Origin of the sequence: Halobacillus locisalis (assembly GCF_013694105.1) — a bacterium.
Classification (GTDB): domain Bacteria; phylum Bacillota; class Bacilli; order Bacillales; family Halobacillaceae; genus Halobacillus; species Halobacillus locisalis.
Map to the genome: position 1 here is coordinate 636,981 of NZ_JACEFG010000002.1, position 24,224 is coordinate 661,204.

A 24,224-nucleotide genomic window follows, 5' to 3' on the forward strand; every position below is an offset into this window, starting at 1 on the left:
TTGAGCCTTTGTTACATAATTTTTTTAACCAAAAAAGGAGCGATCGACCGGTGTTACGAGGATTCTACACAGCAGCTTCAGGGATGATAGCCAACCAGCGGATGCAGGAAACATTGTCGAACAATATGTCTAATGCTTACACACCAGGATATAAAGCCGATCAAGGGACGATGCGGGCTTTTCCTGAGCTTTTGATTGAGCAGATGGGTACGACGTCGATCCCGACGTCACGTGGCCTGGATCTCCCAGTCAGAAAAGAAGTAGGATCCCTTAACACGGGTGTGTACCTTCAAGAGACGGTCCCTTCATTCTCTCAAGGAGATATAAGAGAGACGGGGATTTCTACGGATATGGCGCTCGTTCAGGGGAATGTTCCGGATGAGTCCGGATTCGTCTTCTTTAACGTCCGGAACGAAAACGGCGAAGAAAGTTATACAAGGAACGGAAACTTTACGGTGGATGGAGAAGGGTTCCTAACCACCAATCAAGGCATGTATGTGCTTGATGACACCGGTAACCCGATCAATACCGATGGACTGGAGTTTGATGTTTCTGAAGAGGGTGTCGTAGCCGTAGGAGATCAGCAGATTCCTCTAGGGTTATCCTATACGCCGAATGCCAATGATATGATCAAACAAGGCAACGACCTTTACCAACCGGGTGAAGAAGCGGCTCCACTAGTAGATGCACGCGCTAATCCGGAGATTACGTATGACGTTCGTCAAAATGTATTAGAAAGCTCAAACGTCGATCCGGCCCGTACGATGACCGAAATGATGAATACATACCGTTCGTTTGAAATGAACCAGCGTGTGTTAAAAGCGTATGACCAAAGTATGCAAAAAGCCGTCACAGAAATAGGGAGACTACGATAAGGGGGACTCGCATTGATCAATCGTTCAATGATCCAAGCATCCGTGACCATGGGACAATTACAGCAGAAGCTCGATTTGATCGGCAATAACTTGTCGAACAGCAATACGACCGGGTACAAGAGTAGAAATTCCAATTTCTCTTCGTTGCTTGTCCAGCAGATCGACAACTTGTCTGATGACGAAGTAGCCCGGGGACGCGTTACACCTGATGGCATTCGTTCAGGGACAGGCGCACAGCTCGGTCACACAAATATTGACTTACGCCAAGGTAGCCTGCAAAATACAGGACGGGAGCTCGACGTCGCGTTGCTTGAGGATAATCACCTATTTCAAGTACAGGTACCGACCGAACAAGGAACAGAAACTCAATACACACGAGCGGGGAACTTTTACTTGAATCCGATTGAAAACGATCAAGTATTGTTGACCAACTCTGATGGGTATCCAGTCGTCGGTGAAGACGGTGACTCGATTGTTCTCGATGAAGGCTTCGATGGCCTGTCCATTACGGAAAATGGCGGCATCCTAGTGACGCGTGGCGATCAGCAGGTCGTCGAAGGTCAGCTAGATGTCATCGAAGCGGTCCGTCCAAGGATGTTAGAAGCAACGGGAGCGAACCGTTTCCGTGTGCCGGATAACATTGATCAAGCTGGTCTTTTCGCTGATGTAGCGGCGAACGACCAACAGATGCAAAGCCAGACCTTAGAGTCTTCGAACGTAGATATTTCAAAAGAATTGACCGATTTGCTTATGGCCCAGCGTGCATATCAATTTAATGCAAAATCGATTTCGACAAGTGATCAGATGATGGGACTTGTCAATCAACTGAGATCTTAATATAAGGAGTTTGACGACCATGGCAACTGATCCTAAATCCGAGAAAAACAAGACCCGTGCAGAAGAGAAGGAACGTAAGAAAGTAGCGAAACAGGAGAAGAAGGGAACGAAGAAGGCCAAAAAAGAAAAGAAACCGAAAAAAGGCCGTCGACGCATCCTCCCGATCTGGCTTCGCATTTTGATCGTTCTGCTTCTTAGTGCGCTTGCTTTGGTCTTGGGTGTAATGGTCGGATACGGCATCATCGGCGATGGGAATCCAACCGATGCTCTTGAATGGGATACGTGGCAACACATTTTCGATATCGTAACGAAAACAGAATAGAGCTTGTACTCCTATGATATGTAGGAAGTCACAAGCTGATGACACGAGTCTATAACAGGCTCGTGTTTTTTAATGGTCCGTTTTTTGTGTGTGGGTGGGGAGGGAAGGGAAAACAGTTCGCTTTCCGCGGGGAACGCTGAGCCTCCTCGAGCTCTAGTAACGTGCGCCTGCGTCTGCCCGTATCGCTCTGTAGCAAGCTTTCTCGGCGCAAGGGAGCAAGGAAGTATATTCAAGTAGTACCCTCTCTGTGGGGTCTCAGCCTGCTCCATCTTCCCGTTATATCCAGTTCCAGCGCCTAGCGGCCAGTGAGACTTCCCTCGCTTCTGTACGATAAGTCAACATCGAATCGCTACGCTCTTCGTGTTTCCTTTATCTCCGACAGCTCAGTCCAGTCCATACGCCGCTGAGCAAAGCGCTTTCACATTTAAGTCAGGAGTCTACCTGTTTTCCCTTCCCTCCCTGCGACGTTTTCTTAAACGGACTGCTAGAACGGTAGTGCCTCTAATAGAGTCCGAGCTAACATCGGCAAATGAATTCGTACATTCGTTTCGTCATTCTATCTATGGAAAGATGGTCGGGGAAATGGGGAGACTCCTGTGGGATCTGCGGGACAGGTGAGACCCCGGAAGGCGATAGCCTGAGGAGGCTCAGCACACGCCCCACGGAAAGCGACCTATTTCCCCGACCATCTTACTCCTTATATGGCAGACGAAACGGGAGTTTTTCATGAATGTTTCCATCTTGTCAAAAAGGGAACTATGTAAGAATAGTGAAGTACTGAACGGCGGGAGGGGAATTCGATTTGAAAACAGACGTATTCATAGCCGGAGGTGGCGTGGGCGGACTTGCGTTAGCTGCAAAGCTTGCCAGCCGAGGCGTCCATGTCACCATCGCGGAACAATTAAAGAGAGAATCACCTGTTTATAAAGGCGAACTGCTGCAGCCGAAGACGCTTGCGATTTTGGAGCGGCTCGGTGTCATTGATGAGATTGAAGAGTGCGGTCACGTCCTCGACCAGCTCAGGTTCCAGGAAATCAAAAGGCGGCCTGGGCAAGCTCCGGAAGAGATCAACTTGACGGAGCTCGATTACGGGCGCGTCGCGAGTGTGTATGATCATGCGTTGATGGTTCCGCATGAACAGACTAAAGCGATTTTACGAAATAAAGGAAAAGAATATGAGGAGTATTATCATTACTTAGGCGGTGCTCGTTTTCTCGGTTTTGAAAATGGAATGGCCAAAGTGAAGCAGAACAAAGAAGTGACCTATATCGAAGCGCAGGTGTACATCGGAGCGGAAGGACGGAGCTCCCCGACTAGAGACGCCATGAACGTCCATGTAAAACGCAAAGACTACAACCACCACTTCCTGACGGTCACGATTCCGAGGCCCGAAGATTTTACAAAAGGCAAAGTCATTACGACATCGAGCTGTTTCTTAGGGTTGTTCCCCTTACCGGATAACGAAGTACGAACCGTTTTTCTTATAAAAGCGGGTGAATATAAAAATGTGAAAGAAAAAGGTTTGGAATATTTGTACCAGGCTTACGGAGAGCTTGAGCCTGAGCTCGCTGAGGGTGTCCGTTCGATCAAAGATTGGAAAACCGTCCAGTTGATGATTCCGTTCACCTATCATGTCGATCACTATTACTCTGGAAATTTGGCGATCATAGGCGATGCAGCCCATACTGTGCATCCGATGGCTGGTGAAGGGATGAACCTCGCCATCCAAGATGCAGACGTATTGGGGGAACTGCTCGCTTGGTGTAAAGAAGAAGGCAAACCGTTTGATGAGAACCTTCATTATTATGAAGACGTTCGCAAACCACGGGTATCGTTTTTGTTACAACTGAGTCATTTGTCGGCACTCGTTTACTCGTTCCGTTTCGAATTATGGCGTCAGATCAGATCACGTGCGGTCCAGCGTATTTACGACGATGACCAGCTGCACGTCAAACAAATGTTGAATATATCAGGCCTTGGCCGTTGGGACTTCAGCCTCTTCGATCGTGCTATCCAAGGAAGTATGCTCCCGACAAGAAAGAAGAAGGTAACCGATCGCAAGCAGCAAAAATACTTATTTTCTGAGGAAGAGGACTATCCTTGGAGATACGAATAGAAGGGATGAAATCTATGAATGAATGGGTAATCGCCATGCAGGCACGAAAATGGATGAAGAAGAATGAGTCGTTTCTACCGAGTTGGCATGCGTATGTCGGAGTAGAACTCGACTTGTTCAACGAGTTTGAAAAAGCCGTGACCATCGATACCGTCAGTGAAAGAACGGGGTATCCTAAAGATTTACTCACGTCATGGGTACGCGTAGGGGTCGCCGTCAAACACTTGAAGAAGCGGCCGAATGAACGCTATCGTTCTTCGAAAGCACGTTGTTCCGCCTTGATGGGAGATGACGTCTCCACAGGTGTCCAAGCGATTTTGAAAGAGATGATGGCGTTACACATTCCGACGATGCTCAAATATCCGGAAATCATGAGGTCTCACGAGCGTGCCCAGTTCGACCATGAACGCCACGGAGAAGTCGTAGCGGAAACGTCAGCACTACTCGAACATTTTGCCATTAAAAAAATCAAGAAGATGATCCGCAACCAGGAAGTGGAGACCATCGTCGATTTGGGCTGTGGTCATGGAGGATATTTGCGTAAGCTCTCAGCAGAATTTCCTGACGTGAAGATGGTGGGCGTCGACATCAACCAAAAGGTCATCAACAAAGCGCGCACGCTCTCTGAAGACTATTCGAACATCAAGTTTGAAGTCGGCGATATCAAAACGTGGAAGCCAGAAGACGATGCACAGGTCGATGTCATTCTCCTGCACAACATCTTCCACTACATCCACCCTAGTGAACGCGGGGAGCTCTTGGAGCACTTACGAAGCTATGTAACGAAACAAGGCCTGATCTCAGCCATCACGCCAATCAATGAAAGCGAGCAAGGTCAAGCCTTCTCATCTGCCTTCAACAGCTTCTTCGTCGCTCACTCGAACCTTTTCGCATTGCCGACGAAAAAAGAACTGGAAGGCATTTCAGAGGATTGCCAATTCGATATGTTCGACCTCGATCCAATCGTCAAAGAAGGATCATGGTACACATTCTGGCTGGCCCCATCATCCCCTGTCCAAGAATTGCGACACACGAAAATGGCCGGAAGCACGGAACAATCGTTATCAACGGAAACCTCTTCTGAACTGACTCGCACTTCTTAATAGTAGAAAGCGCCCTCCAAGGGGCGCTTTTTTCTTGGTTTTCAGTATATTTACTAGTAAGAAACTGAAACGAAGTCAAGGCACGCCCGTTATGGTAGGGGTTCGTCCCTCTACATTATGAAGGGGTGGTTTTGAAACGACGAGACTCCCGCGGGAGAAGGACCCAGGTGAGACCCCACAGGTAGTGTTAACGACCGAGGAGGCTCACCGGCTCCCCCGCAGGAAAGCGAGTTGTTTCAAAACCATCCCCTTCTCCCAATAAGATGACGAACCCAGCACAAAAATACGCCGTGGCAACATGTTCTGTCGCCACGGCGTTCATCTATAACCGTCGTCCTTGCACAAGTCGAACAATCAATACAATAAGAGCGATGATAAGTAACAAATGCACCAAGTTGCCTCCGACCCCACCAATCAGGCCAAGCAGCCACAGCACGAGGATCACGATCAGAATCGTGTATAGCATCGGTCAATCCCTCCCTTGCAAGAAAATGGTTACAGTTATTGATAACCGTAAAGCCTAACAATGAAACCGTACAAAAGAAATTTTGTCCTAACCTTCAACGACCTATATAATAAGACTAGTATGTATGAAAGGGGTCCAATTATGTTAGATATCCAACAAATTAAAGAAATCATTCCACACCGCTACCCATTCTTGCTGATCGACCAAGTCGAGGAGATCATTGAAGGGGAAAAAGCAGTCGGTTACAAAAACGTCACGATGAACGAACCATTCTTCCAAGGCCATTTCCCAGACTACCCAGTCATGCCGGGTGTCCTCATCACGGAAGCCTTGGCTCAAATGGGCGCGGTAGCTATGCTGAAGAAGGAAGAGAACCAAGGAAAGCTCGCCTTTTTCACAGGAATCGACAAATGCCGTTTCAAGCGCCAAGTGGTGCCAGGTGACCGTCTGAAACTTGAGGTTGAAATTGTCCGTCTGAAAGGGCCGATGGGCAAAGGAAAAGCGAAAGCGACGGTTGATGGTGAACTAGCGTGTGAAGCGGAGATCATGTTTGCCTTGAAATAAGGATGAGGGAGTTGAGCCGAGTGCTCAGCTCTTTTTTTATGTGTGGTTGTCTTGTCCGAATAAATGGATGTGGTGTCCGAAATCCTCAATCAAATGTCCGAATTAACGGCAATTGTCCGAAATACGTTGGAGGATGTCCGAATTATTGAGGACGGTGTCCGATATACATGAGAGCCTGTCCGAAATCCTCAATCAAATGTCCGAATACCCCGGCAGACTGCACCCCTAAGCACACTTTCACCGCGCCACCCCACCGGATGTCCGAATAATCCTGGTAATTGTCCGAAATCCCCGATCAAATGTCCGATAAACCCCCAGCCGTCCCACCACACACAACCCCCTTTTATAAACAAACAGTGAATGAATAGTAAATAAATGGATAGACTAGTTGGCGTAGTCAAAATAAAGGAGGAAATTTGGATGAAAAGTTTATCATTTAAGTTGTTGATCGCTCTCTTTGCTGTTTCTCTTCTAGGTGCATGTGCAAACGAAGAAGAGCCGATGGAAGAAAACAATGATACAGAAGAGAACATGGACGAAGAGAATGGCGAGGACAACATGGACGATGGCATGGATGACGAAATGGAAGAAGAGAACGAAACGAACGAAGAAGATATGGAGAATAAAGAAGAAGACCAAGGTGACATGACTGACGGTGAAAATGACGCAACAGAAGATGAAACAAACGAAGATACGATGGATAACGGAGACGATCAATAATACCGCCCAAGCCGCTAATGTTAGCGGCTCTTTTTTTGTTCACGAAACGAAAGGAACATCGCCACAATCACAACGCATATGCCGCCGATCGTAAATATAGGAACAAGAAAATCGAGGAACGATAAAGGCTCAAGAAGATAGATCCCCATCCCCACAAAGAAACCTGCAAAACCAATCACTGAAATAATCCGGCTCATCACAGCCCTCCTCTATATCAAAAAAGCGGCAGGAAGCCCTGCCGCCCACACCTATGTAATACCACAGGCTCAACCTTTCAAATCAATCTGATTCCCGAGGCTCGGGTGAGGAATGGACTCCTCGATCATTTTCACCACTTGGTTACCGCCAGACTCGGCATTGTCCATCGCTTTGTCCGTCACTTTCAGACTCGACTGTTGCTTCACATCGACCGCACTCATCGCCATCGATAAGGCTGCAATATCCATGAAATCCCTCCTTTATCGTTCGTATCGGTTTCCACTCCCGAACTATGAAGCAGAACTCGACTAAGTTCGCGATTTTGTTTTTGTTTGAAAAATGGCCCGTGTTCTGTAGAATGGAGAGTAACAACCATTTGAATGCGTTTTGAAGTTTTTCATCTGCAATGGAGTGGAAATAAGCGAGTAGAGGTGATGACAAATGAAATACCGTACGGCGGAAGATTTACGAGATTTACTATTAGAAGACCACGAATCTGTCGTCAACCAGATTCCGCAAGAAAAATTGGACGTGTACATCTACTTACAGCAATTGTATCAGGATACCTATGTACCAGATGACCACCTGTTCCAATTCGTATTCCGCTACTTTTTCAGGTTAGACAACCCTAGTCTGACAAAAGAATTCGAAGATCAATACTTCAAAGTGATGGAAGAGCAGCGAGGCGAAGAGCGGCCGAACATCGTGCAGATCACGAAACGTCTCTATGAAGTGAAGAATCATAAGGGCAACCCGACGATGCAGTTCCCGCTGGCTGCGGCCATGCTGCACACCATCAACCCGGAATTCCCTACGTACGATGGTGATATCGTGAAAGCCTTCGATTTCTCATCCACGTACCATCTATCAGGATTCGATAAAAAAATGAAGCGGTACATGGAACAGTATCAACATACGTTCCGCACGTATAATGAGCTCTTGGACGAGGAGTCGATGCAGCCGTTATTCGAACATTTCGATGAGCGATTCCCAGGCTACGACCTTCCGAAAGTGAAAAAGCTGGACTTGATCGTCGCTCAATTTGGCAACAAGATTTCTTAATCCATGAACCCGGACTCACATTCATAGAGTCCGGGTTTTTGTATGCCCTCAAAGACTTCCAGCTGAATGCGCTCTCTATCGACACAATTTTGTCACCCGAATCACGGTTCAGCAAGTTGCAATACCATTCGTGCTTTAGTAACATTATTCATAATTGTGACTACTCGGTCAGAACGATGAAATATAGAGAATCAGCCTCTCTGTAAAGGGGAGACTACAAACAACGAATTGCACGTGATTTATGGGGCTTAGAGTTAGATAAGGAGAGGAAGTCTTACATGAAACGTTTAGTCATGCTGTTGATGGTGATGACATTAATCGCCGCCTGTTCGAACGAGGAGGCGAATGAAGAAGTCGAGGAGCGGGTGACACCTGTTGAAACGGCGAAAGTCTCGAAGGATGATTTTATTATCGATCGCAAAATCGTGGGGCGCGCGACAACCGCGAACACGTCCCCTGTTTTATCGGAAACACCTGGAGAGTTGGTGACGCTTGATGTGGCGAAAGGGGACCGCGTTGAAAAAGGCGAAACGATCGCTGTCGTCGACCCGGGAAGCGGCGAAAGCCAGATCGAATTACAGCAGCTCGCTGTCCGCCAAGCTGAAAAGCAACTCGAGAACGCGCAAATTTCTAAGCAGCAAGCAGCCTTAGGCGTGGAAAACGCAAAAGAACAAGTCGACCTTGCGAATCAAGCTGCGAGCGCCGAACAAAGCCAGACCTCGCAGGCTGTCCAAGCTGCTGAGCAACAATACCAGCAAGCCCAGCAGCTCGCGAACCAGACCCAGGAACTGGTCGACGAAGGAGTTGTGCCAGAAGCACTTGGCGTTCAGGCTCAGAATCGTGCCGACCAAGCCCATGCTCAAGTTCAGCAGTTGAAGGGCCAACAGCCGCAGTCGAGTTCAGCCATTTCCCAGGCAGAAGCTCAAGTGGACCAGGCTCAGCAACAGCTCAACCAAGCTCAGGTAGCCGTTGAACAAGCCGAACTTCAAGTGGAGCAGGCGAACGTCCAGCTGCAACAAGCGAAAGATCAGACCGCGAACAAGGCGATTACGGCACCTGCGACGGGGGAAGTGTCGACGTTGAACGCGAGTACGGGCGACTTCGTGACGAACCAGCAGCCGTTCGCGTCGATTGTCAGCCTGAACCCGATGACGATTACGGCATCGATCACACCGGAACAGCTTCCGCTTTTTACAAAAGGTGAAGAATTGCAAGTTGAGATTGATTCCATTAACCAAACGGTCACGTCTACAATCTCCTACGTCAGCTCAGTTCCAGACGATACCGGCCTCTACCCAGTCGAAGCGACGGTCGCGAACGGCGAAGAGACCATCAAACCAGGCATGATGTCGACCTTCATTCTGCCTGAAATCGTCGTCGAAAACACGTTGATCGTGCCGACAGATGCCGTCGTGGATAATGGCGGTGAAAGTTTCCTATATCACGTCGTCGATGACAAAGCGGTGCGCGTTGACGTAACGGTCATCGAAGCGCAAACCGACCTGATCGCGATCGAAGCGGATCTCGAGGCAACCGCAGAAGTCATCACGTCTGGGCAGTTGACGCTGACGGACGGAGGACAAGTGACGATTATGAAGGAGGACGCTTGACGTGAACTTAGTCAATTTATCCGTTAAGCGCCCCGTCGGTGTCATCATGATCGTCGTCGCGCTCTTAGGGCTCGGGTTCGTTTCCTTGAGAAGCTTGACGATCGACCTGTATCCAGAAATCGAACTGCCGATCGCCGTCGTATCCACGACCTATGAAGGCGCAGCCCCACAAGAAGTGGAGAAACTCGTCAGCCGGCCCGTCGAGTCGTCGGTCAGCTCGATCGAAGGGCTGGAAGTGCTGCAATCTCAATCACAAGCGGGCGCATCACTCGTCCTTTTACAATTCAACACAGGTGTAAACCTAGATAGCACGCTTCTTGAAGTCCGGGAAAATGTCGACCAAGTCCGCGGGCTATTGCCGGACGGGGCAGGGGAACCGAACGTACTTCGTTTCGACCCGGGTCAGCTTCCGATCATGAACATCGGTCTGTCCGGAGATACGCCGGAAGAACTGCAACAGCTTGCCGAGAACCGGATCGTTCCGTTTCTTGAGCGTCAATCAGGGGTAGCCTCCGTCGGCATCGAAGGCGGGAAAATCCGCGAGGTCCAAGTCCTGATCGACAGGGCCCAACTCTCGCAATATGGGCTCGACTCGCAAACCGTCGTCCAGACCCTCACCGCCGCCAACCAGTCTGCGTCGGCTGGTGTGATTGAAAAAGGACAGAAAGATTTGCAAGTCCGCATCGAGGGTGAATTCGATTCCATAGAAGACGTCGAAGACACCATCCTGCAATCGCAGACCGGCGCCCGTGTCACGCTCGGCCAAGTCGCTGAAGTCAAGGATACGCTCGTCAACTCGAACACGATTTCCAAAGTCAACGGCGAATCATCCGTCGTCTTATCGATTTTGAAGAAGACGGACGCCAACACCGTCGAAACCGCCGATGAAGTGAGCGCGGCCTTAGACGAACTGCGCGCCGATCTACCCGAGGAAGTCGAGAGCGACATCATCCTCGACACCTCCGAATTCATCAAAATCTCAATCAACAGCGTCGTGTGGAATATCCTCTTAGGAGGCGTATTCTCCATATTAGTGCTTTTATTATTTTTAAAAAGTCTACGTGCGACACTCGTCATCGGGTTATCGATTCCAATCGCCATCATCTCGACCTTCACCCTGATGTACTTCACGGGCGAAACGTTGAACGTACTGACGATGGGCGGACTCGCGCTCGGCATCGGGATGATGGTCGACAGCTCGATCGTCATTTTAGAGAATATCGTAAGCTACAGGCAGCGCGGGTACTCGATGGTCGAAGCCGCCAAGCAGGGTGCATCGGAACTCGCGCCAGCCGTAATCGCATCCGCGACGACGACGCTCGTCGTATTCCTGCCGATCATCTTCGTTGAAGGAATCGCATCGGAATTGTTCACCCCGCTTGCGCTCACAATCATGTTCGCCTTGATCGCGTCGCTTGCGGTATCGGTGACGCTGATTCCGATGCTGTCATCGAAAATGCTGACCAAACCTCTCCAAATGAGCGGACGCCGCTATTGGTTCGACCGCTTTATGGAGAAAGTGAACGATAAATACCGCTCACTACTTAGGCTCGTTTTGAAGTGGAGAAAGATGACCATTGCGATTACGCTCGCGCTCATCGCGGGAAGCGCCGCACTCGTTCCGACCATCGGAACGGAATTCATTCCGCCATCCGACCAAGGTCAGATTACGATGAGAGTCAACATGCCTGAAGGGACATCTCTGGAAGAAACGGAAGCCAAAACGCGGGAAGTCGAAGAGCGCATTGATGAATTCGGTGACGTGATCGATGTCAGCTACGTGACGATTGGCGGGGGAGGCATGACAGGGGTCGGAAACGGCTCATCTGATTTTGCATCCTACACGATTGAACTCGTCGACCCCGGCGACCGCGAACGAACGACGCAGCAAATGGTCGAACAGCTGCAAACCGCTGTCTCGGATATTCCGGGAGCGGACATTCAAGTGAGTGAAATGGACGCAGGCCTCGGAACCGGTGCCCCGCTGCAAGTGCAGCTGAACGGAACCGAATATGAGGTATTGGATGAGCTAGCTCAGCAAGTCGCATACGTCATGAATCAAGTCGAAGGCGTCAGCAACGCGACCTCCTCGACGGATGAAGGACGCCCCGAGCTGCAAGTCGATGTGAACCGTGAAAAAGCGGCTCAATATGGACTGAGCTATCAGCAAGTCATCGGGCAAGTGCGTCTAGCCTTCAACGGCCAAATCGCAACCCGCTACCGAAACGGAAGCGATGAAATCGACGTGCGCCTTATCTTCCCAGAGGATGAGCGCCAGACGATTGCGGACCTAGAAGGGATGTCTGTGCAAACCCCGACAGGCAGCTTGATTCCACTTGCGACCATCGCGACGCTCGAGCAAGTCCAAGGTCCGGTCACGTTACTGCGTGAAGATCAGCAGCCGCAAGTGAACGTCGAAGCGGAAGTCATCGGGCAAGACCTAGGAACGGCAACGGAACAAGTCCGTGCCGAGCTTGAGCGCTTGAATTTCCCGGATGGCTACAGTTACGACATTGGTGGACAGGCACAAGACATGCAGGAAGCCTTCGGTGACTTGACGCTCGCGCTCTTGTTCTCGATCTTCCTTGTGTACGCCGTGATGGCCATTCAGTTCGAGAACTTCCTGTTCCCTTTCATCATCATGTTCTCGCTGCCGGCCACGATCATCGGGATTACCACCGGACTGTTCGTGACAGGACTGCCGTTCAGTTTACCGGCATTCGTCGGAATCATCATGCTCGCCGGAATCGTCGTCAACAACGCCATTGTACTCGTCGACTACATCAACATCCTGCGCAGGCGCTCTTATGACCGCTTCGAAGCCATTCTCGAAGCCGGACCGAACCGCTTACGCCCGATCTTGATGACGACCATGACGACCGTACTCGGCATGGTGCCGCTTGCCATCGGCATCGGACGAGGCGCCGAAGCCCAACAACCACTCGCCGTAACGATCATCTTCGGCCTGACGGTATCAAGCTTCTTCACCCTCGTCCTGATTCCCGTCGTCTACACGTATTTTGATGACTTATCCAATAAAATCACTGGATTGTTTAGGAAGTAAATAAAGAGACAGGTACTTGGCTTATGCAAGCCAGGCACCTGTCCTTTTGGTATAAAGGGAGAGTGAGAGTATTAAAAAGAAAATTATTTTAAGTATAGTCCTTTTGTTTGTAATAGGAGTATCGTATCTCGGGTGGATTGAAGTCAGAGATCAGCAGAAATTAGAGACCATTGAAGACGAGTTACATACGACCAATCGAGTACACGAACTAGTCGTCCAAGCAAAGGAATCACTGAAAGAGTATGAAGGTGAAGAAATTCCAACAGCACTTGGGGACATGGTCGTCTCTACCATGCATCATACTGAACAATTCTATTCATCTACTCTGTTGGACAACGGGATAGAAACGGGACGAGATTACATACTCACTGTTCGATACAACATCTGGGATATTCAAAAGATAGCAGGAAAGGCAGGAAAGGAAGCGTCAGTATTAACTGCCGAAAGCATGCAAGAAATCCAAGATTCAGAAGAACAAATCGCCGAAGTTCTAAGGATGTTGGACGGCAAGAGAAGTGCGCTTGAGAACAAGATCGAGAACTATTGGTGGAGATCATGATAGACATTCATAAGCAGGACTGGAATATGGGAAGGTATTTGTTGTGATTTCGAGAACTATATTTGTTGAGGGGAGGAGGAGAATGGTGAGACTCCGGCGGGATTTAGTGGGACAGGTGAGACCCCACAGGGAGGCACGACCGAGGAGGCTCACCGCCCGCCCCGCGGAAAGCGATCCATTCTCCTCCTCCACTCTCTACTGAAAGAAGTTTCGAAATCAATTCTTTTTGAACCTTTATCTTAAAAAATATGATCCAATCAGCGCCACGTTTCGATAGCTACATAACAACACCTCTACCCGAAAGCGAGGCGCACCTATGAAACTCAATTGGAGACTTTATTTCGCAACACTGGGCGTCATTGCCCTCGTGTTTCTTATATATGAATCGAACGTATGGAAGTCAGATCCAGACGTGACCCACGTCGCAAAGTCCGATGAAACGTATTCCATCATCCCGCCTGAAAAGAAACAACCGACTTTCGAACCCGAGCAACAAGTCGACAACGGCATCACCCCGACCCAGATCACCATTCCAGCCATTGACGTCGACGCGGCCATTGAGCCCGTCGGCGTGCTAAATAACGGGGAGATGGGGGTACCCGAAGATCCGGACAAGGCCGGTTGGTTCGAGCCCGGCACCGAACCCGGCAACACAGGAAACGCGGTCCTCGCCGGTCATGTGGACAGCCGCACAGGTCCAGCGGTTTTTTATGATTTGAAAAAGCTAGAAAAAGGCGACACGATTACCGTCAGCGACGACACCGGGGATACGCGCACGTATGTCGTGGAAAGGCTGGAGAGCTACCCATGGGACGCTTCTCCGATCAATCAGATTTTCGGCCCGACAGATGAGAAACGCCTCAACTTGATCACGTGCACAGGTGAGTTTCTCCGCGACCAAGGCGGCCACCAAGACCGCCTCGTCGTCTACACCACCCTCCAGCCATAAAGCAAGGGTCGGTTCTGTACTCGATATAGAAGAACGTGGGGTGGAAAACGACTCGCTTTCCGCGGGGAACGCTGAGCCTCCTCGAGCTAAAGCTCTGCGGGGTCTCAGCCTGTTCCATTTTCCCGCAGGAGTCTCGCCGTTTTCCACCCCACTATGCGATGAATAGTAGAACAGAACCTTTGCAATAACTTGGGGCATTGATCACAAGTAATTAGAGGTTCAGTCTTCATGTCGAAAGGTGGGGAGAAACGGCGACACTCCTGCAGGATGAAGAGGATTGGGTGAGATCCCGCAGAACTCGGGAGCGACCTGAGGAAGCTCACCGCCTCCTGCGGAAAGGGAGTCGTTTCTCCACCACCGATTCCTCCACTTTGGTAGAACCAATGCCAGAAATAATGAAAACAGCCACCGACATCATGCCGGTGGCTGTTTTGCGTTCTATTTAATACGATAATTTTCCCCAAGATGATCAATAATTCTCAGCAAACGCTCTGAGAACTGAAGCACATGCAGACCGCACGTTATCTTGCCATTCTCCTCGTTCACCCAAATCAACCGACCTTCAGCCGACAACGTCTCATTCTCGTAAATGAACGTGATGACGACTTCATCTTTCATCTCGAGCGACTTCGTTGCATCACAAGAAAAGCGAAGGCCGTTCATGCTGATATCGACAACTTGAAGCGATCCTTTCTGGTCACGGTTCAGCTTATGTTGATAAAACCCAGGCAGTGGTTTTTCAAAGATATAGCGAAACGGTTCATTCCGGCGTTCGTGAGTCATCTTCACACCCCAATGTTTGGAAATTGTTTACTATAGCATAGCTTTATACTGAATCGATTACAAGTGAAAATACTACGAAATCATTTGCTGTTTGACCAGTTGCTGATAGGTGGCATTCGAGTGATACAATTCCTCGTGAGGCCCTTGGCCGGTCACGCGTCCTTGTTCAATGATGATCATTTTGTCCGCTTCCACGACCGTCGATAAACGGTGCGCGATGATGAAGGTCGTCCGCCCTTGCATCAACGTCTTCAAGGCATCTTGAACGGCTGCTTCTGACTCAGAATCGAGGTTCGATGTCGCTTCATCCAACAGTAAAATCGCTGGGTCACGAAGCAGCGCACGGGCAATGGCGATGCGCTGGCGTTGTCCGCCGGAAAGCTTGATGCCGCGCTCCCCGACGGTCGTGTCCAGTGCATCAGGCAAGGCCATCACAAAATCGTACGCATTCGCTTGACGTAAAGCGGCTTCCATCTGTAGTTCGGGAATCTCGCGTTCGAGTCCGTATCCGATGTTTTCCCTGATTGTACCGGCCATAACCGGACTTTCTTGAGACACGTATCCGATCGACTGGCGCCAGTGGGGGAGGCGGATGTCTTCAAGTGGCGTATCCCCGACCGTAATAGAGCCTGACGAGGGCGAGTAGAACCGCTCGATCAGGGAGAAAATCGTCGTCTTCCCGGCCCCGCTCGGTCCGACGAACGCAACCGTCTCGCCCGGTTCGACCGAAAACGTCACGTCATGAAGAATCCGTGTGTCCTTGCTATAGCCGAACGATACGTCTCGGAAGTGGATGCTGCCTTTTTCAAAAGAAGCGGGTTGATCATCAGCCTCTTTGTCGCGTCCAAGCAAATATTGAATCCGTTCGGTCGCACCCATCGCCTTCTGGAAGGCGGTCAGGAACGTGGCCATCTGACTGAACGGCACGACGATCTGGAACATGTAAATGATGATCGCGACAAGCGAGCCAGCGGAGAGGGCACCTGACGCGACGCGGACACCGCCGTAACCGATCAAGACGACGAGGACGACCATGATGATCGTCGTCATGAACGGGGAAATGACCGCCTGTATGCGAGCTTCTTTCAACCCATATGTAAACAGCTTGCTGACGCCGTTGTACCCTTTCCGTTCCTCGGCTTGTTCAGCATTCGATGCTTTCACGAGGCGGATTTCACTGAGCACCCGTCCGAGGTTCGCACTGAAATCGGCCATTTCATCCTGCATTTTCTTCGACACTTTATACATCATCCGGCCAAGCGGAATGACGACGAGAAACGCGACCGGCACCGCAACAAGCATGATCACCGTCATGCGCCAATCGATGGTGAGGAGGATGATGACGGCACCGATAATCGAAATGATGCCCGTCAAAAATGAGACGAGATGATTCGTAATCAGCGATTTGACCGTATTCGTATCCTGCGTAATCCGGCTCATCGTTTCGCCGGATTCGTGCTCATCGAAATAGCTGACAGGCAGATGGAGAATCCGTTCCCATAATTGTCTGCGGATAAAAGCGACGATATGCTCTCCGATGTAGGCGAGGATATAGTAGGAAAATCCGCTCGACACCGTCTGGACGACGAATGTCACGATCAGAAAAGCGATGACGCCACCGCTCAATCCGCCACCGGACAGCTGATCGACGAGGTTTCGGGTGAAGAGGGGAACGACGAGACTCGCCGCCGTTTCGATCAAACTTAATATAATCGCGACCGCAACGAGCCATTTCGCCGGCAGTCCTCCTTTAATGAAGGAGAAAAACTGCCTGACGTTCCGTTTGTCATGACTCATCACGATTCCTCCGATCGACCTTGATCAAGTCCCACGTCGTTACGATCCCCATAGGCAGGTCATCCGGTTCGCCGGATTCAGTGAGGATGACCGCTTTCAGCTTTTGATTGTTCTCAAGACTATCTTCAAACCGTTCCTCCAAATCGTACACCGTCCGTTCCGCCTTTAAAAACTGCACATTCGGATGAGCATCATCTAATATGTCTTCGGCCACGACGGACTCGATGCGTACAGATCCATTGTCCATCGTACGCGACATCCAGTTGACGACACAGTCATTGGTCAACAGTCCGATGAAATCATGCTTGTCGCGATAAATCGGAAACTGCGAAACGGGATGTTTATGAAACGCTTCGATGATATGCGAAAGCGGCGTGTCGGATTTGAAAAAAAGAACAGGCCTTGTGGCGAAATCCAGCGCTTTAGGCGGTTGGTCAAGCGTTCGTTTAATACGCTCGAGTTCCTCGACGACATCGGTGTGAGGCGTGGCAATATAGTATTCTTCATCGATCCGCTCATGGACAATCGCATTGCGCAGTTTCGCATACTGCTTCAGTTTGTCGAAATAGACGCGGATTACGCTATGCTTCAATTTGGAATGTTGCAGAAGCTCGACGAAATTATCATTTTTCGGATAGCCATTCAATTCCTTCAAGTGCTGATGAATTTGATTGAAGGCAACCTCGAACCGTTCAACGATGTCATTCATACGGTTCACCTCCATACGTTTTACCCTTAGTATATCTTATAAGCTTACTTCTCACACATTTGAAGAATTCTGTAGAAAGTTTTCATGTGCTTTAAATAGAACGCCGTGAAAAATCATGTTATACTTGTATAAGGAAAGCAGGTGAGAAAATGATTGGTGATCGCATCAAACAAATACGCAAAGACCGGCATCTGTCTCTCTCTGAATTAGCCGAACGAGCAGGGGTGGCCAAGTCGTATTTGAGCTCGATTGAACGCAATATCCAAACAAATCCTTCGATTCAGTTTCTTGATAAAATCTCGAAAGAACTGGACGTATCGATGAATTTCTTGCTGCACGGTGACTCGGATGTGAAAGACGAAACGCTCGATGAGGACTGGATGAAACTTGTCCATGAAGCGATGAATTCGGGTGTTTCCAAAGAACAGTTCCGTGAGTATTTGGAATTCAATAAATGGAAAATCCACCAGAATAAATAGTCTGTTACCTTGAAGTAATAGGCTATTTATTTTGCCTGAAATCCTTAATTTCGAAACTATCGTAGTGAAGATGGGGCGGTGGGGAACGAGTCGCTTTCCATGGGCAGGCGCTGAGCCTCCTCAGGCTGACGCCTTCCGGGGTCTCACCTGTCCTTATGATCCCACAGGGGTCTCCCCGTTCCCCACCGCCCCTTGCGAAGTAAGCCTCTCGAAATCGCAGTCACAAATGATTAGTCACAAGCAAGGTTATGTAGCCAATCTTTCGTGCAGGGGGCTTATTAGCATCCCATGAGTGATAGGTCCGTCACTGAATATATGGATAGGGAGATGAACGAACGCACTACATAGGGCTGGAATACTTATGCTATCTCTCCACTTCAATGGGGGGATAGCTTTTCAATGTTTCCGTTATACTCACCAAGGCAAGAAGGGCCGGGAAATTGTGAGACTCCTGTGGGATGTACATGATCGGTGAGATCCCGCAGGTCGCGTAGCGAACGAGGAAGCTCACCACATGCCCACGGAAAGCGAGTGATTTCCCGGCCCTTCAAACACTCACTCCCGCAACGGAAACCAGCAAAAAAAGCCCGCCACCAATCAGGTAGCGGGCTCACATGTTAGTTCTCATCCATATATTCCTTCTTACTCTCAATCAACTCCGCAAACACATCACTCTTACCATACTCCGTCTCCGCCCACGCCTGCTGATTCATATTCAAATCCACATACGTAAGCTTCGGATAATCATTGCCGCTGAACGACAAATCCTCATTCACCTGATACCACAAATCACCATTGTCACGAATCCAGTCACGCCCGATCGCTTCAATCGCCAGACGAATCTCGTACGCCGTATCAAGGAACTCCTCGCGCCCAGTCTGCTCATAAACCGTAAGCAGATAATACGCCTCACCAAGCGCATGGTTCAACGACGCATGCGGCTGCTTCTTGCCCTCGACCGCCGGATAATCCGAAATCAACCGGTGCTCCCCGACCTCGATCACATTGCCACTTTCCATCTGATCGACCAAGTACTCCGCATAGCCGACATTCAATTCCTTCAGTTCAGGCAGATCGAACAATTCCGACGCCTCGCGCAAGAACAATCCGAGCTTCTCATTATGACGCGTATCCGTATACGGCGCGGTCACCCCATAAGGCTTTTTCAACCACGTACTCGTATACTCCGTCGGCCAAAGGTCCGTCCCTTTCTCCGCCTGATACGCCTCCGCCATCGTCACCGCATTCAACACAAGCGCCGCGTATAACGGCTCCTCCGTCTTCTCATACCGCTCAAGCGCCTCATCATTACGAATCAAACCGACATTCCGGCCGAAGCCCATCTTCGTCCCAGGCTCAATCGACCACGGCAGCTTCACATAAGCACCCGCCGGCGTCAACCACTTCTGCGTCATCAAATAATTCCGCTGCATATACTCAGACCATTTCTTCAACTCTGCAGGATCACTAAGCAGCACATCATCAGACAGCGCCCAAGACTCCGACACATCCGCCCCTTCACTACGAAGCGACAGCGTCAAACCATCCTGCTCATACTCATCCAAGAACTTCCGAAGCACACTATCGCCTTCGGTCAGCACCTCCGAACGATAATTTTTGCCGACATAGAACGACTGCACCAGTTCATCTTCTTGAAAAAGTCGAACGATGCCCTCGGGCTGTGTCGTAGGATCCACACCATACGTACCGTCGTGCTCGTGCTTAATATCAAGCGTATCGAACGATTCGAAGCTCGTATCAGAATGAGATGCTGTCGCGAGCTCGATTTCTAAGTTCGCCGCCCGTACAGAAGGGTTGTCCCACTGTGCGAAGACCAACTCAGCTCCGTTCATCAGCTCACGCTCTGTAATCTCAACTTCACCAGCATCCTTACCAGCTATGTACACCGCAAACGTACGGACCGTATCGGTGGCCGCCGCCCACTCTTTTTCCTTTTTTTCCATTTCGTTGAAACGAAGCTGGTCTCCACTAAACGAATAACCTTCCTCTTCCACCGATTCTACTGTATTCTCTTTGAACTCCTTAGCCTCATAAAAGGACCAGAAGCTGAAAACACCAATAATAACAACTGCAAGCACAATACCGAACGTCACGAACCGTCGCTTCACAGACCTTCCTCCTAACACAATCATCTGTTCACTAGTCTACCATATTCCTACATATTTCGGGAGGATTCTTCCTGTTTGTGAGGGGAGGTGGAGACAGCCCCCGCCATGCCCAACCTTAGCAAATCGGTCACGGACAAACTCCTATTTGACATAAAATAAAGAAAACTCTTAACAATATTTGAAAAAATATGGTAGAATAAACTCAATTTATAAAAACTAGACACGAATGTTGTATAACAAACTCGAAACATTCTTATTACGGATACATAACAACCGTCGCAAACATGACGTATGTACTCGAAATGTAACTAGTAAACAAGTCAGATAAGAAAAGGTGGGGGCATGGACAAACAAGAGCAGTTGAAAGAGTTGATGCAGTCAATCATCAGTCAAACCGAATCAAGCGAATTATCTTCCAAAGATGTCATCGATCAAATGATCCAGCATCTTCGGGGTTAATATAATAGAAAGAAAAAGACGACATCGCCTGTCGTCTTTTTTTATGGGGAGGCGGGCGGTTATAAAGACGTTTTCTCGATATGTCCTCGCTACAAAAGGTCTTAATGCACAGGTAAAAGCACTTTGCCCACGCCCAATCAATCATAACCGCTATAATAGACCAACTAAAGACCTTCTCACTCGCCGAAGCAAACCAAAACCGTCTTAATGAGCCAATCACCGCACTTTCCCTTCTCCCAACTAAACAAAACCGCCAAGACCAAACCTCTCAAAACACTTTTATTACAAAGGGGGAATGAAAAGTGCGGAGAGAAGACCGCTCTCCACACGTTCCATCCCCATAAGCAGATCAAAACCGTCGAGATCCCCCGAACCAACGCACTTTCTCGTCACATCAGCAACCAAAACCGCTGAGACAAAAAAAGCGACCAGCCTCAGCTGGTCGCCTCCTCATATCAATTCGCCGAACCACGTTTCGCTAACAATTGAATCATGCGGCGGAAGCCTTCTTTATAAAATACATACGTCGCACCCGCGTACACCACACCGGCAATCGGCACGATGATCGCGAGCTTCCATAAGGAATAGAGAGCATCAAGCATCGCCCACTGCTCTAGCAGCAAGACAACAGCACCCATCAACGCCGTCGGAATCAAGACGCGTCCAAACATGGCGACAAGCTTCAGGAATTCTGATTTTTCATAGCCACGGTACAAGACGAGCGTGATGCCGATGAAATAGTAGACTGACACGCCGGCACTGGATAACGCAAGTCCAGGGTAGCCGAGTGGTCCGATCAGTAGCGCATTCAGCAAGACGTTTACGATGATCGTCGTCGAGCTGACCATCAAGATTTTCTTCGCGTTGCCGTTTGCGTACATCGCTTTGACCGAAATCGTAAGTAACCCTTGCGTCACGATGATCGGTACGTAGAATTTCAGTGCGTCATAGACGGCTGCCGTATCTTCTGCGGTGAATGCGCCGCGCTCATAAATGAACGACAGAATCGATTCGCCGACTAGGAATACGCCGACCGCGATAGGCAACAATACCATGACGCCCATTTGATAGCCTAAGAACAGCGTATTCTGGAACTGCTTTTGATCATCGGCACGCTCAGATAACAACGTGAAGATGATTGCCACGAACGTTGTCGCAAAAATCGTACTCGGGATACTCATCAACAACGATGCGTTATTCAAGTACGTGACGGCTGCGCCACTCAAGCCCGCCGCGAACGCTTTGTCGACAAACACGTTTACGTGACCGACGGACGAGTGGAGGAGGGCAGGTAGTAATAATAGAAGAAACGCCTTCAAGAAGCGCTTGTCCATTTTCAATACCGGCCGCCACGTGAAGCCGCCACGGATCAAGTAATAGAACTGAATGCAGGCACCAAGAAACGTACCGAACACGAACCCGTAGGCCACGCTGTATATGCCCCACGCATCGCCGAAGATGAAAATGAAGACGACCGCGAACAGCGTTCCGCTCAGCTTCGACACTTGCGTCGGTACGAAGATCCGTAACGCCTGCAAGTACGACTCGAGCATCCCGCTCAAGGCAATCACCGACATGAATAATAGGAATACTTTCGTAATCTCGATTGCAATCTCGGACTCTGTTGCGGACATGCCTGGGTAGATGAGCGGCACGAACCAGCTGGCACTGACGTACAGGATTATCGACAACCCGACGAATAACAGAAACGTATAGTTCATAATCCCGGATGCGTCGTGTTCCGCTTTCGCCGTATTATCCTCATTACGACGGCGGTGTTTCAAATATTCGGGCAAGAAGACGGCGTTGAAGCCGTTTGCGACCATCGTGATCGTAAGCGTGACGAAGGCGAATGCGAGGAAGAATCCGTTCGTGACATCGCTTGCCCCGAACTTCCAGGCGACCGCACTTTCACGCAAAAAGCCCATGATTTTCAAGACGAGCGAGAGGAGGGTAATCCATATCGCCGCTTGTTTTAAACGTCCCATCAATCGTTCACCTCAGGAAGGAAGCCTGACCTCGACAGGGAGATCAGGCTTCATCTATTAATAATTCTCTAATGCATCTTGGTAAATATCTGCGAACTTCTTCGCGGCCGCATGGTGCGAGTAATTCTCTTCAATCATCTCGCGGGCATGCTGCGCCATTTTTTCTCCGAGCTCTGGATTCTCGATGATTTTGTAAACCGCATCGCGAATCGCTTCCGGGCTTTGTTCTTCAACAAGTAGTCCGCTTTTCTCTGGAATGATGATCTCTTTCAAGCCACCGACCGCAGAGGCGATGACTGGTACGCCAGCACCCATGCCTTCCAGCGCACTGATTGACGTCGCTTCTTCGACTCCTTCTGAGTGGATGGACGGAATCAGCGTCATATTGCTCATCGCGTAGTAGTCTTTCATAATGTCATGCGGAATGTTCCCGAGCATATGGACGTGATCCTCGAGTCCGCTCTCTTTCGTAATTTGGCGGATGTTCTGTTCTTCTTCGCCGGACCCAGCATAGACAAGGCGTGTGTTCGGATATTTTTCATGAATAAGCTTCAAGGCTTTAGCAGGAAAAATAACGCCGTTCTTACGCGTCATGCGGCGCGGGATGAATAATAGCACATCGTCTTTGTTGAAGCCGTATTGGGCGCGGAGTTCTTCGCGCTTCTCGACTTGTGGTTCGAACTGATCGACGTTGATGAAGTTGTAGATGCGCTCGCCTTCGACGCCGGCGAGGTCGCGGATGTAGTCTTTGATCCGCTGATCGACCGTGATCGGACGACGCGTCTTCTGATACACTTCTTTCTCTAAATCCTGCATCGCTTTCGCTTCTTTACTACCCGTCTTCACAGCACCACGGCTGACGGCTTCGAAAGAAAGGTAGCCGTGCACGGTAGACACGACCGGCAGTTTGCAAGGGAAAGAGGCGAGGGAGGCGTAGACATCTTGCGCGTTGATGATGTCGTAGACCTTTTCGCGCGCTTTCTGCTGGATCAAGTCTTTCAGTAATTGTTGGCGGATGCGGTGGCCGACAAGGATGCCTTTTCCTTGTGAGATTTTATTAATGAGAAAACTCGGTGCACGAGCGAGATCGCGTTTCGCTTTTGGGAGGTCGCTGAAGGAAACGACGTCGACTTCGTGGCCGAGTTCTTCGAGTCCTGCTTTCAATGTGGCTACGTGCGTTGATAATCCACCCGTGTGGGGGTAGTCGAATATGGTTGTGATCATAATACGCATCGTTCATACACTCCTTAATTATTGGTTCCTTTATGAAGTCAGTAGACGGGGGCGAGAAAACAACTCGCTTTCCGTGGGGCGGGCGTTGAGCCTCCTCGGTCGCAAAGCTCCCTGTGGGGTCTCAGCTGTCCCGCAGATCCCACAGGAGTCTCGCTGTTTTCTCTTCCCCAGCTCTAGAATAGTGGAAAGGAACCACTTATTA

Annotated in this window: 22 protein-coding genes; 13 read left to right on the forward strand and 9 right to left on the reverse strand. The window is 49.6% G+C overall.

Annotated elements, in window-relative coordinates; all coding sequences use genetic code 11:
• The first annotated feature begins 50 nt into the window (after positions 1 to 50).
• The 5 genes from H0266_RS10320 (at position 51) to H0266_RS10340 (ending at position 5,253) form a co-directional block, all read left to right on the forward strand.
• Complete coding sequence (locus tag H0266_RS10320) at positions 51 to 875, forward strand: flagellar hook-basal body complex protein (RefSeq protein ID WP_181472313.1); 825 nt, start codon at positions 51 to 53, stop codon at positions 873 to 875.
• A 15-nt stretch (positions 876 to 890) separates the two neighbouring features.
• Positions 891 to 1,712, forward strand: a complete 822-nt coding sequence (locus tag H0266_RS10325) for a flagellar hook-basal body complex protein (protein ID WP_181472835.1) — start codon at positions 891 to 893, stop codon at positions 1,710 to 1,712.
• A 19-nt stretch (positions 1,713 to 1,731) separates the two neighbouring features.
• A complete protein-coding gene (locus H0266_RS10330; RefSeq protein ID WP_181472314.1) occupies positions 1,732 to 2,034 on the forward strand; it encodes a DNA-directed RNA polymerase subunit beta in 303 nt (100 codons plus the stop codon).
• An 802-nt stretch (positions 2,035 to 2,836) separates the two neighbouring features.
• Positions 2,837 to 4,150, forward strand: coding sequence for an FAD-dependent oxidoreductase (locus H0266_RS10335; protein WP_181472315.1), 1,314 nt, complete (start codon positions 2,837 to 2,839; stop codon positions 4,148 to 4,150).
• Positions 4,151 to 4,164: 14 nt separating this feature from the next.
• Positions 4,165 to 5,253, forward strand: coding sequence for a class I SAM-dependent methyltransferase (locus H0266_RS10340; RefSeq protein WP_181472316.1), 1,089 nt, complete (start codon positions 4,165 to 4,167; stop codon positions 5,251 to 5,253).
• A gap of 322 nt (positions 5,254 to 5,575) precedes the next feature.
• On the opposite strand, the gene H0266_RS10345 is transcribed toward H0266_RS10340, so the two are convergent.
• The gene (locus H0266_RS10345) at positions 5,576 to 5,719 is read right to left on the reverse strand and encodes a lmo0937 family membrane protein (RefSeq protein ID WP_181472317.1); all 144 of its coding nucleotides are present in this window, start codon (positions 5,717 to 5,719) and stop codon (positions 5,576 to 5,578) included.
• Positions 5,720 to 5,860: 141 nt separating this feature from the next.
• Here H0266_RS10345 and fabZ point away from each other — a divergent pair, with 141 nt between their 5' ends.
• Together fabZ and H0266_RS10355 are read left to right on the forward strand one after the other, a co-directional pair.
• Positions 5,861 to 6,283, forward strand: coding sequence for a 3-hydroxyacyl-ACP dehydratase FabZ (fabZ, locus tag H0266_RS10350; RefSeq protein ID WP_181472318.1), 423 nt, complete (start codon positions 5,861 to 5,863; stop codon positions 6,281 to 6,283).
• 420 nt (positions 6,284 to 6,703) lie between these two features.
• Complete coding sequence (locus H0266_RS10355; protein ID WP_181472319.1) at positions 6,704 to 7,003, forward strand: hypothetical protein; 300 nt, start codon at positions 6,704 to 6,706, stop codon at positions 7,001 to 7,003.
• 20 nt (positions 7,004 to 7,023) lie between these two features.
• On the opposite strand, the gene H0266_RS10360 is transcribed toward H0266_RS10355, so the two are convergent.
• Complete coding sequence (locus H0266_RS10360) at positions 7,024 to 7,200, reverse strand: hypothetical protein (protein WP_181472320.1); 177 nt, start codon at positions 7,198 to 7,200, stop codon at positions 7,024 to 7,026.
• Between the two features lie 69 nt (positions 7,201 to 7,269).
• Complete coding sequence (locus H0266_RS10365; RefSeq protein ID WP_181472321.1) at positions 7,270 to 7,449, reverse strand: YjfB family protein; 180 nt, start codon at positions 7,447 to 7,449, stop codon at positions 7,270 to 7,272.
• 193 nt (positions 7,450 to 7,642) lie between these two features.
• Between H0266_RS10365 and H0266_RS10370 the strand changes: the two genes are divergently transcribed.
• From H0266_RS10370 to H0266_RS10390, 5 genes are all read left to right on the forward strand, one after another.
• Positions 7,643 to 8,263: a hypothetical protein gene (locus tag H0266_RS10370; protein WP_181472322.1), complete on the forward strand. Its 621-nt coding sequence runs from the start codon at positions 7,643 to 7,645 to the stop codon at positions 8,261 to 8,263.
• Positions 8,264 to 8,541: 278 nt separating this feature from the next.
• Positions 8,542 to 9,873: an efflux RND transporter periplasmic adaptor subunit gene (locus H0266_RS10375; RefSeq protein WP_181472323.1), complete on the forward strand. Its 1,332-nt coding sequence runs from the start codon at positions 8,542 to 8,544 to the stop codon at positions 9,871 to 9,873.
• 1 nt (position 9,874) lies between these two features.
• A complete protein-coding gene (locus tag H0266_RS10380) occupies positions 9,875 to 12,937 on the forward strand; it encodes an efflux RND transporter permease subunit (protein WP_181472324.1) in 3,063 nt (1,020 codons plus the stop codon).
• Positions 12,938 to 13,040: 103 nt separating this feature from the next.
• Positions 13,041 to 13,496, forward strand: a complete 456-nt coding sequence (locus tag H0266_RS10385) for a hypothetical protein (protein ID WP_181472325.1) — start codon at positions 13,041 to 13,043, stop codon at positions 13,494 to 13,496.
• A 316-nt stretch (positions 13,497 to 13,812) separates the two neighbouring features.
• The gene (locus H0266_RS10390; RefSeq protein ID WP_181472326.1) at positions 13,813 to 14,445 is read left to right on the forward strand and encodes a class F sortase; all 633 of its coding nucleotides are present in this window, start codon (positions 13,813 to 13,815) and stop codon (positions 14,443 to 14,445) included.
• 438 nt (positions 14,446 to 14,883) lie between these two features.
• Here H0266_RS10390 and H0266_RS10395 read toward each other — a convergent pair whose 3' ends face one another.
• The 3 genes from H0266_RS10395 to H0266_RS10405 form a co-directional block, all read right to left on the reverse strand.
• Positions 14,884 to 15,228, reverse strand: a complete 345-nt coding sequence (locus H0266_RS10395; RefSeq protein ID WP_181472836.1) for a PilZ domain-containing protein — start codon at positions 15,226 to 15,228, stop codon at positions 14,884 to 14,886.
• A 72-nt stretch (positions 15,229 to 15,300) separates the two neighbouring features.
• Positions 15,301 to 17,025 (reverse strand): ABC transporter ATP-binding protein, encoded by a 1,725-nt coding sequence (locus H0266_RS10400; RefSeq protein WP_181472327.1) that lies wholly within the window; start codon positions 17,023 to 17,025, stop codon positions 15,301 to 15,303.
• Entirely contained in the window at positions 17,015 to 17,734 is a 720-nt protein-coding gene (locus tag H0266_RS10405) for a CBS domain-containing protein (RefSeq protein ID WP_181472328.1), read from the reverse strand. Before H0266_RS10405 ends, H0266_RS10400 begins: the two co-directional genes overlap by 11 nt.
• 149 nt (positions 17,735 to 17,883) lie before the next feature.
• Between H0266_RS10405 and H0266_RS10410 the strand changes: the two genes are divergently transcribed.
• Positions 17,884 to 18,213 (forward strand): helix-turn-helix domain-containing protein, encoded by a 330-nt coding sequence (locus H0266_RS10410; RefSeq protein ID WP_181472329.1) that lies wholly within the window; start codon positions 17,884 to 17,886, stop codon positions 18,211 to 18,213.
• Positions 18,214 to 18,830: 617 nt separating this feature from the next.
• Here H0266_RS10410 and H0266_RS10415 read toward each other — a convergent pair.
• The 3 genes from H0266_RS10415 to H0266_RS10425 all read right to left on the reverse strand — a co-directional run bounded on the left by H0266_RS10415 (position 18,831) and on the right by H0266_RS10425 (position 24,022).
• Positions 18,831 to 20,342, reverse strand: a complete 1,512-nt coding sequence (locus tag H0266_RS10415; protein WP_181472330.1) for a hypothetical protein — start codon at positions 20,340 to 20,342, stop codon at positions 18,831 to 18,833.
• 914 nt (positions 20,343 to 21,256) lie between these two features.
• Positions 21,257 to 22,789 carry a murein biosynthesis integral membrane protein MurJ gene (murJ, locus tag H0266_RS10420; RefSeq protein ID WP_181472331.1) on the reverse strand — a complete coding sequence of 511 codons (1,533 nt, stop codon included), beginning with the start codon at positions 22,787 to 22,789 and terminating at the stop codon, positions 21,257 to 21,259.
• Positions 22,790 to 22,846: 57 nt separating this feature from the next.
• A complete protein-coding gene (locus tag H0266_RS10425; RefSeq protein ID WP_181472332.1) occupies positions 22,847 to 24,022 on the reverse strand; it encodes a glycosyltransferase family 4 protein in 1,176 nt (391 codons plus the stop codon).
• Positions 24,023 to 24,224 lie beyond the last annotated feature (202 nt).

Coding starts and splice junctions, on each gene's coding strand:
- H0266_RS10360 (WP_181472320.1), bottom strand. CDS start 7,200: ATGAGCCGGATTATTTCAGTGATTGGTTTTGCAGGTTTCTTTGTGGGG.
- H0266_RS10365 (WP_181472321.1), bottom strand. CDS start 7,449: ATGGATATTGCAGCCTTATCGATGGCGATGAGTGCGGTCGATGTGAAG.
- H0266_RS10330 (WP_181472314.1), top strand. CDS start 1,732: ATGGCAACTGATCCTAAATCCGAGAAAAACAAGACCCGTGCAGAAGAG.
- H0266_RS10370 (WP_181472322.1), top strand. CDS start 7,643: ATGAAATACCGTACGGCGGAAGATTTACGAGATTTACTATTAGAAGAC.
- H0266_RS10410 (WP_181472329.1), top strand. CDS start 17,884: ATGATTGGTGATCGCATCAAACAAATACGCAAAGACCGGCATCTGTCT.
- H0266_RS10340 (WP_181472316.1), top strand. CDS start 4,165: ATGAATGAATGGGTAATCGCCATGCAGGCACGAAAATGGATGAAGAAG.
- H0266_RS10345 (WP_181472317.1), bottom strand. CDS start 5,719: ATGCTATACACGATTCTGATCGTGATCCTCGTGCTGTGGCTGCTTGGC.
- murJ (WP_181472331.1), bottom strand. CDS start 22,789: ATGGGACGTTTAAAACAAGCGGCGATATGGATTACCCTCCTCTCGCTC.
- H0266_RS10405 (WP_181472328.1), bottom strand. CDS start 17,734: ATGAATGACATCGTTGAACGGTTCGAGGTTGCCTTCAATCAAATTCAT.
- H0266_RS10355 (WP_181472319.1), top strand. CDS start 6,704: ATGAAAAGTTTATCATTTAAGTTGTTGATCGCTCTCTTTGCTGTTTCT.
- H0266_RS10375 (WP_181472323.1), top strand. CDS start 8,542: ATGAAACGTTTAGTCATGCTGTTGATGGTGATGACATTAATCGCCGCC.
- H0266_RS10400 (WP_181472327.1), bottom strand. CDS start 17,025: ATGAGTCATGACAAACGGAACGTCAGGCAGTTTTTCTCCTTCATTAAA.
- fabZ (WP_181472318.1), top strand. CDS start 5,861: ATGTTAGATATCCAACAAATTAAAGAAATCATTCCACACCGCTACCCA.
- H0266_RS10395 (WP_181472836.1), bottom strand. CDS start 15,228: ATGACTCACGAACGCCGGAATGAACCGTTTCGCTATATCTTTGAAAAA.
- H0266_RS10425 (WP_181472332.1), bottom strand. CDS start 24,022: ATGCGTATTATGATCACAACCATATTCGACTACCCCCACACGGGTGGA.
- H0266_RS10390 (WP_181472326.1), top strand. CDS start 13,813: ATGAAACTCAATTGGAGACTTTATTTCGCAACACTGGGCGTCATTGCC.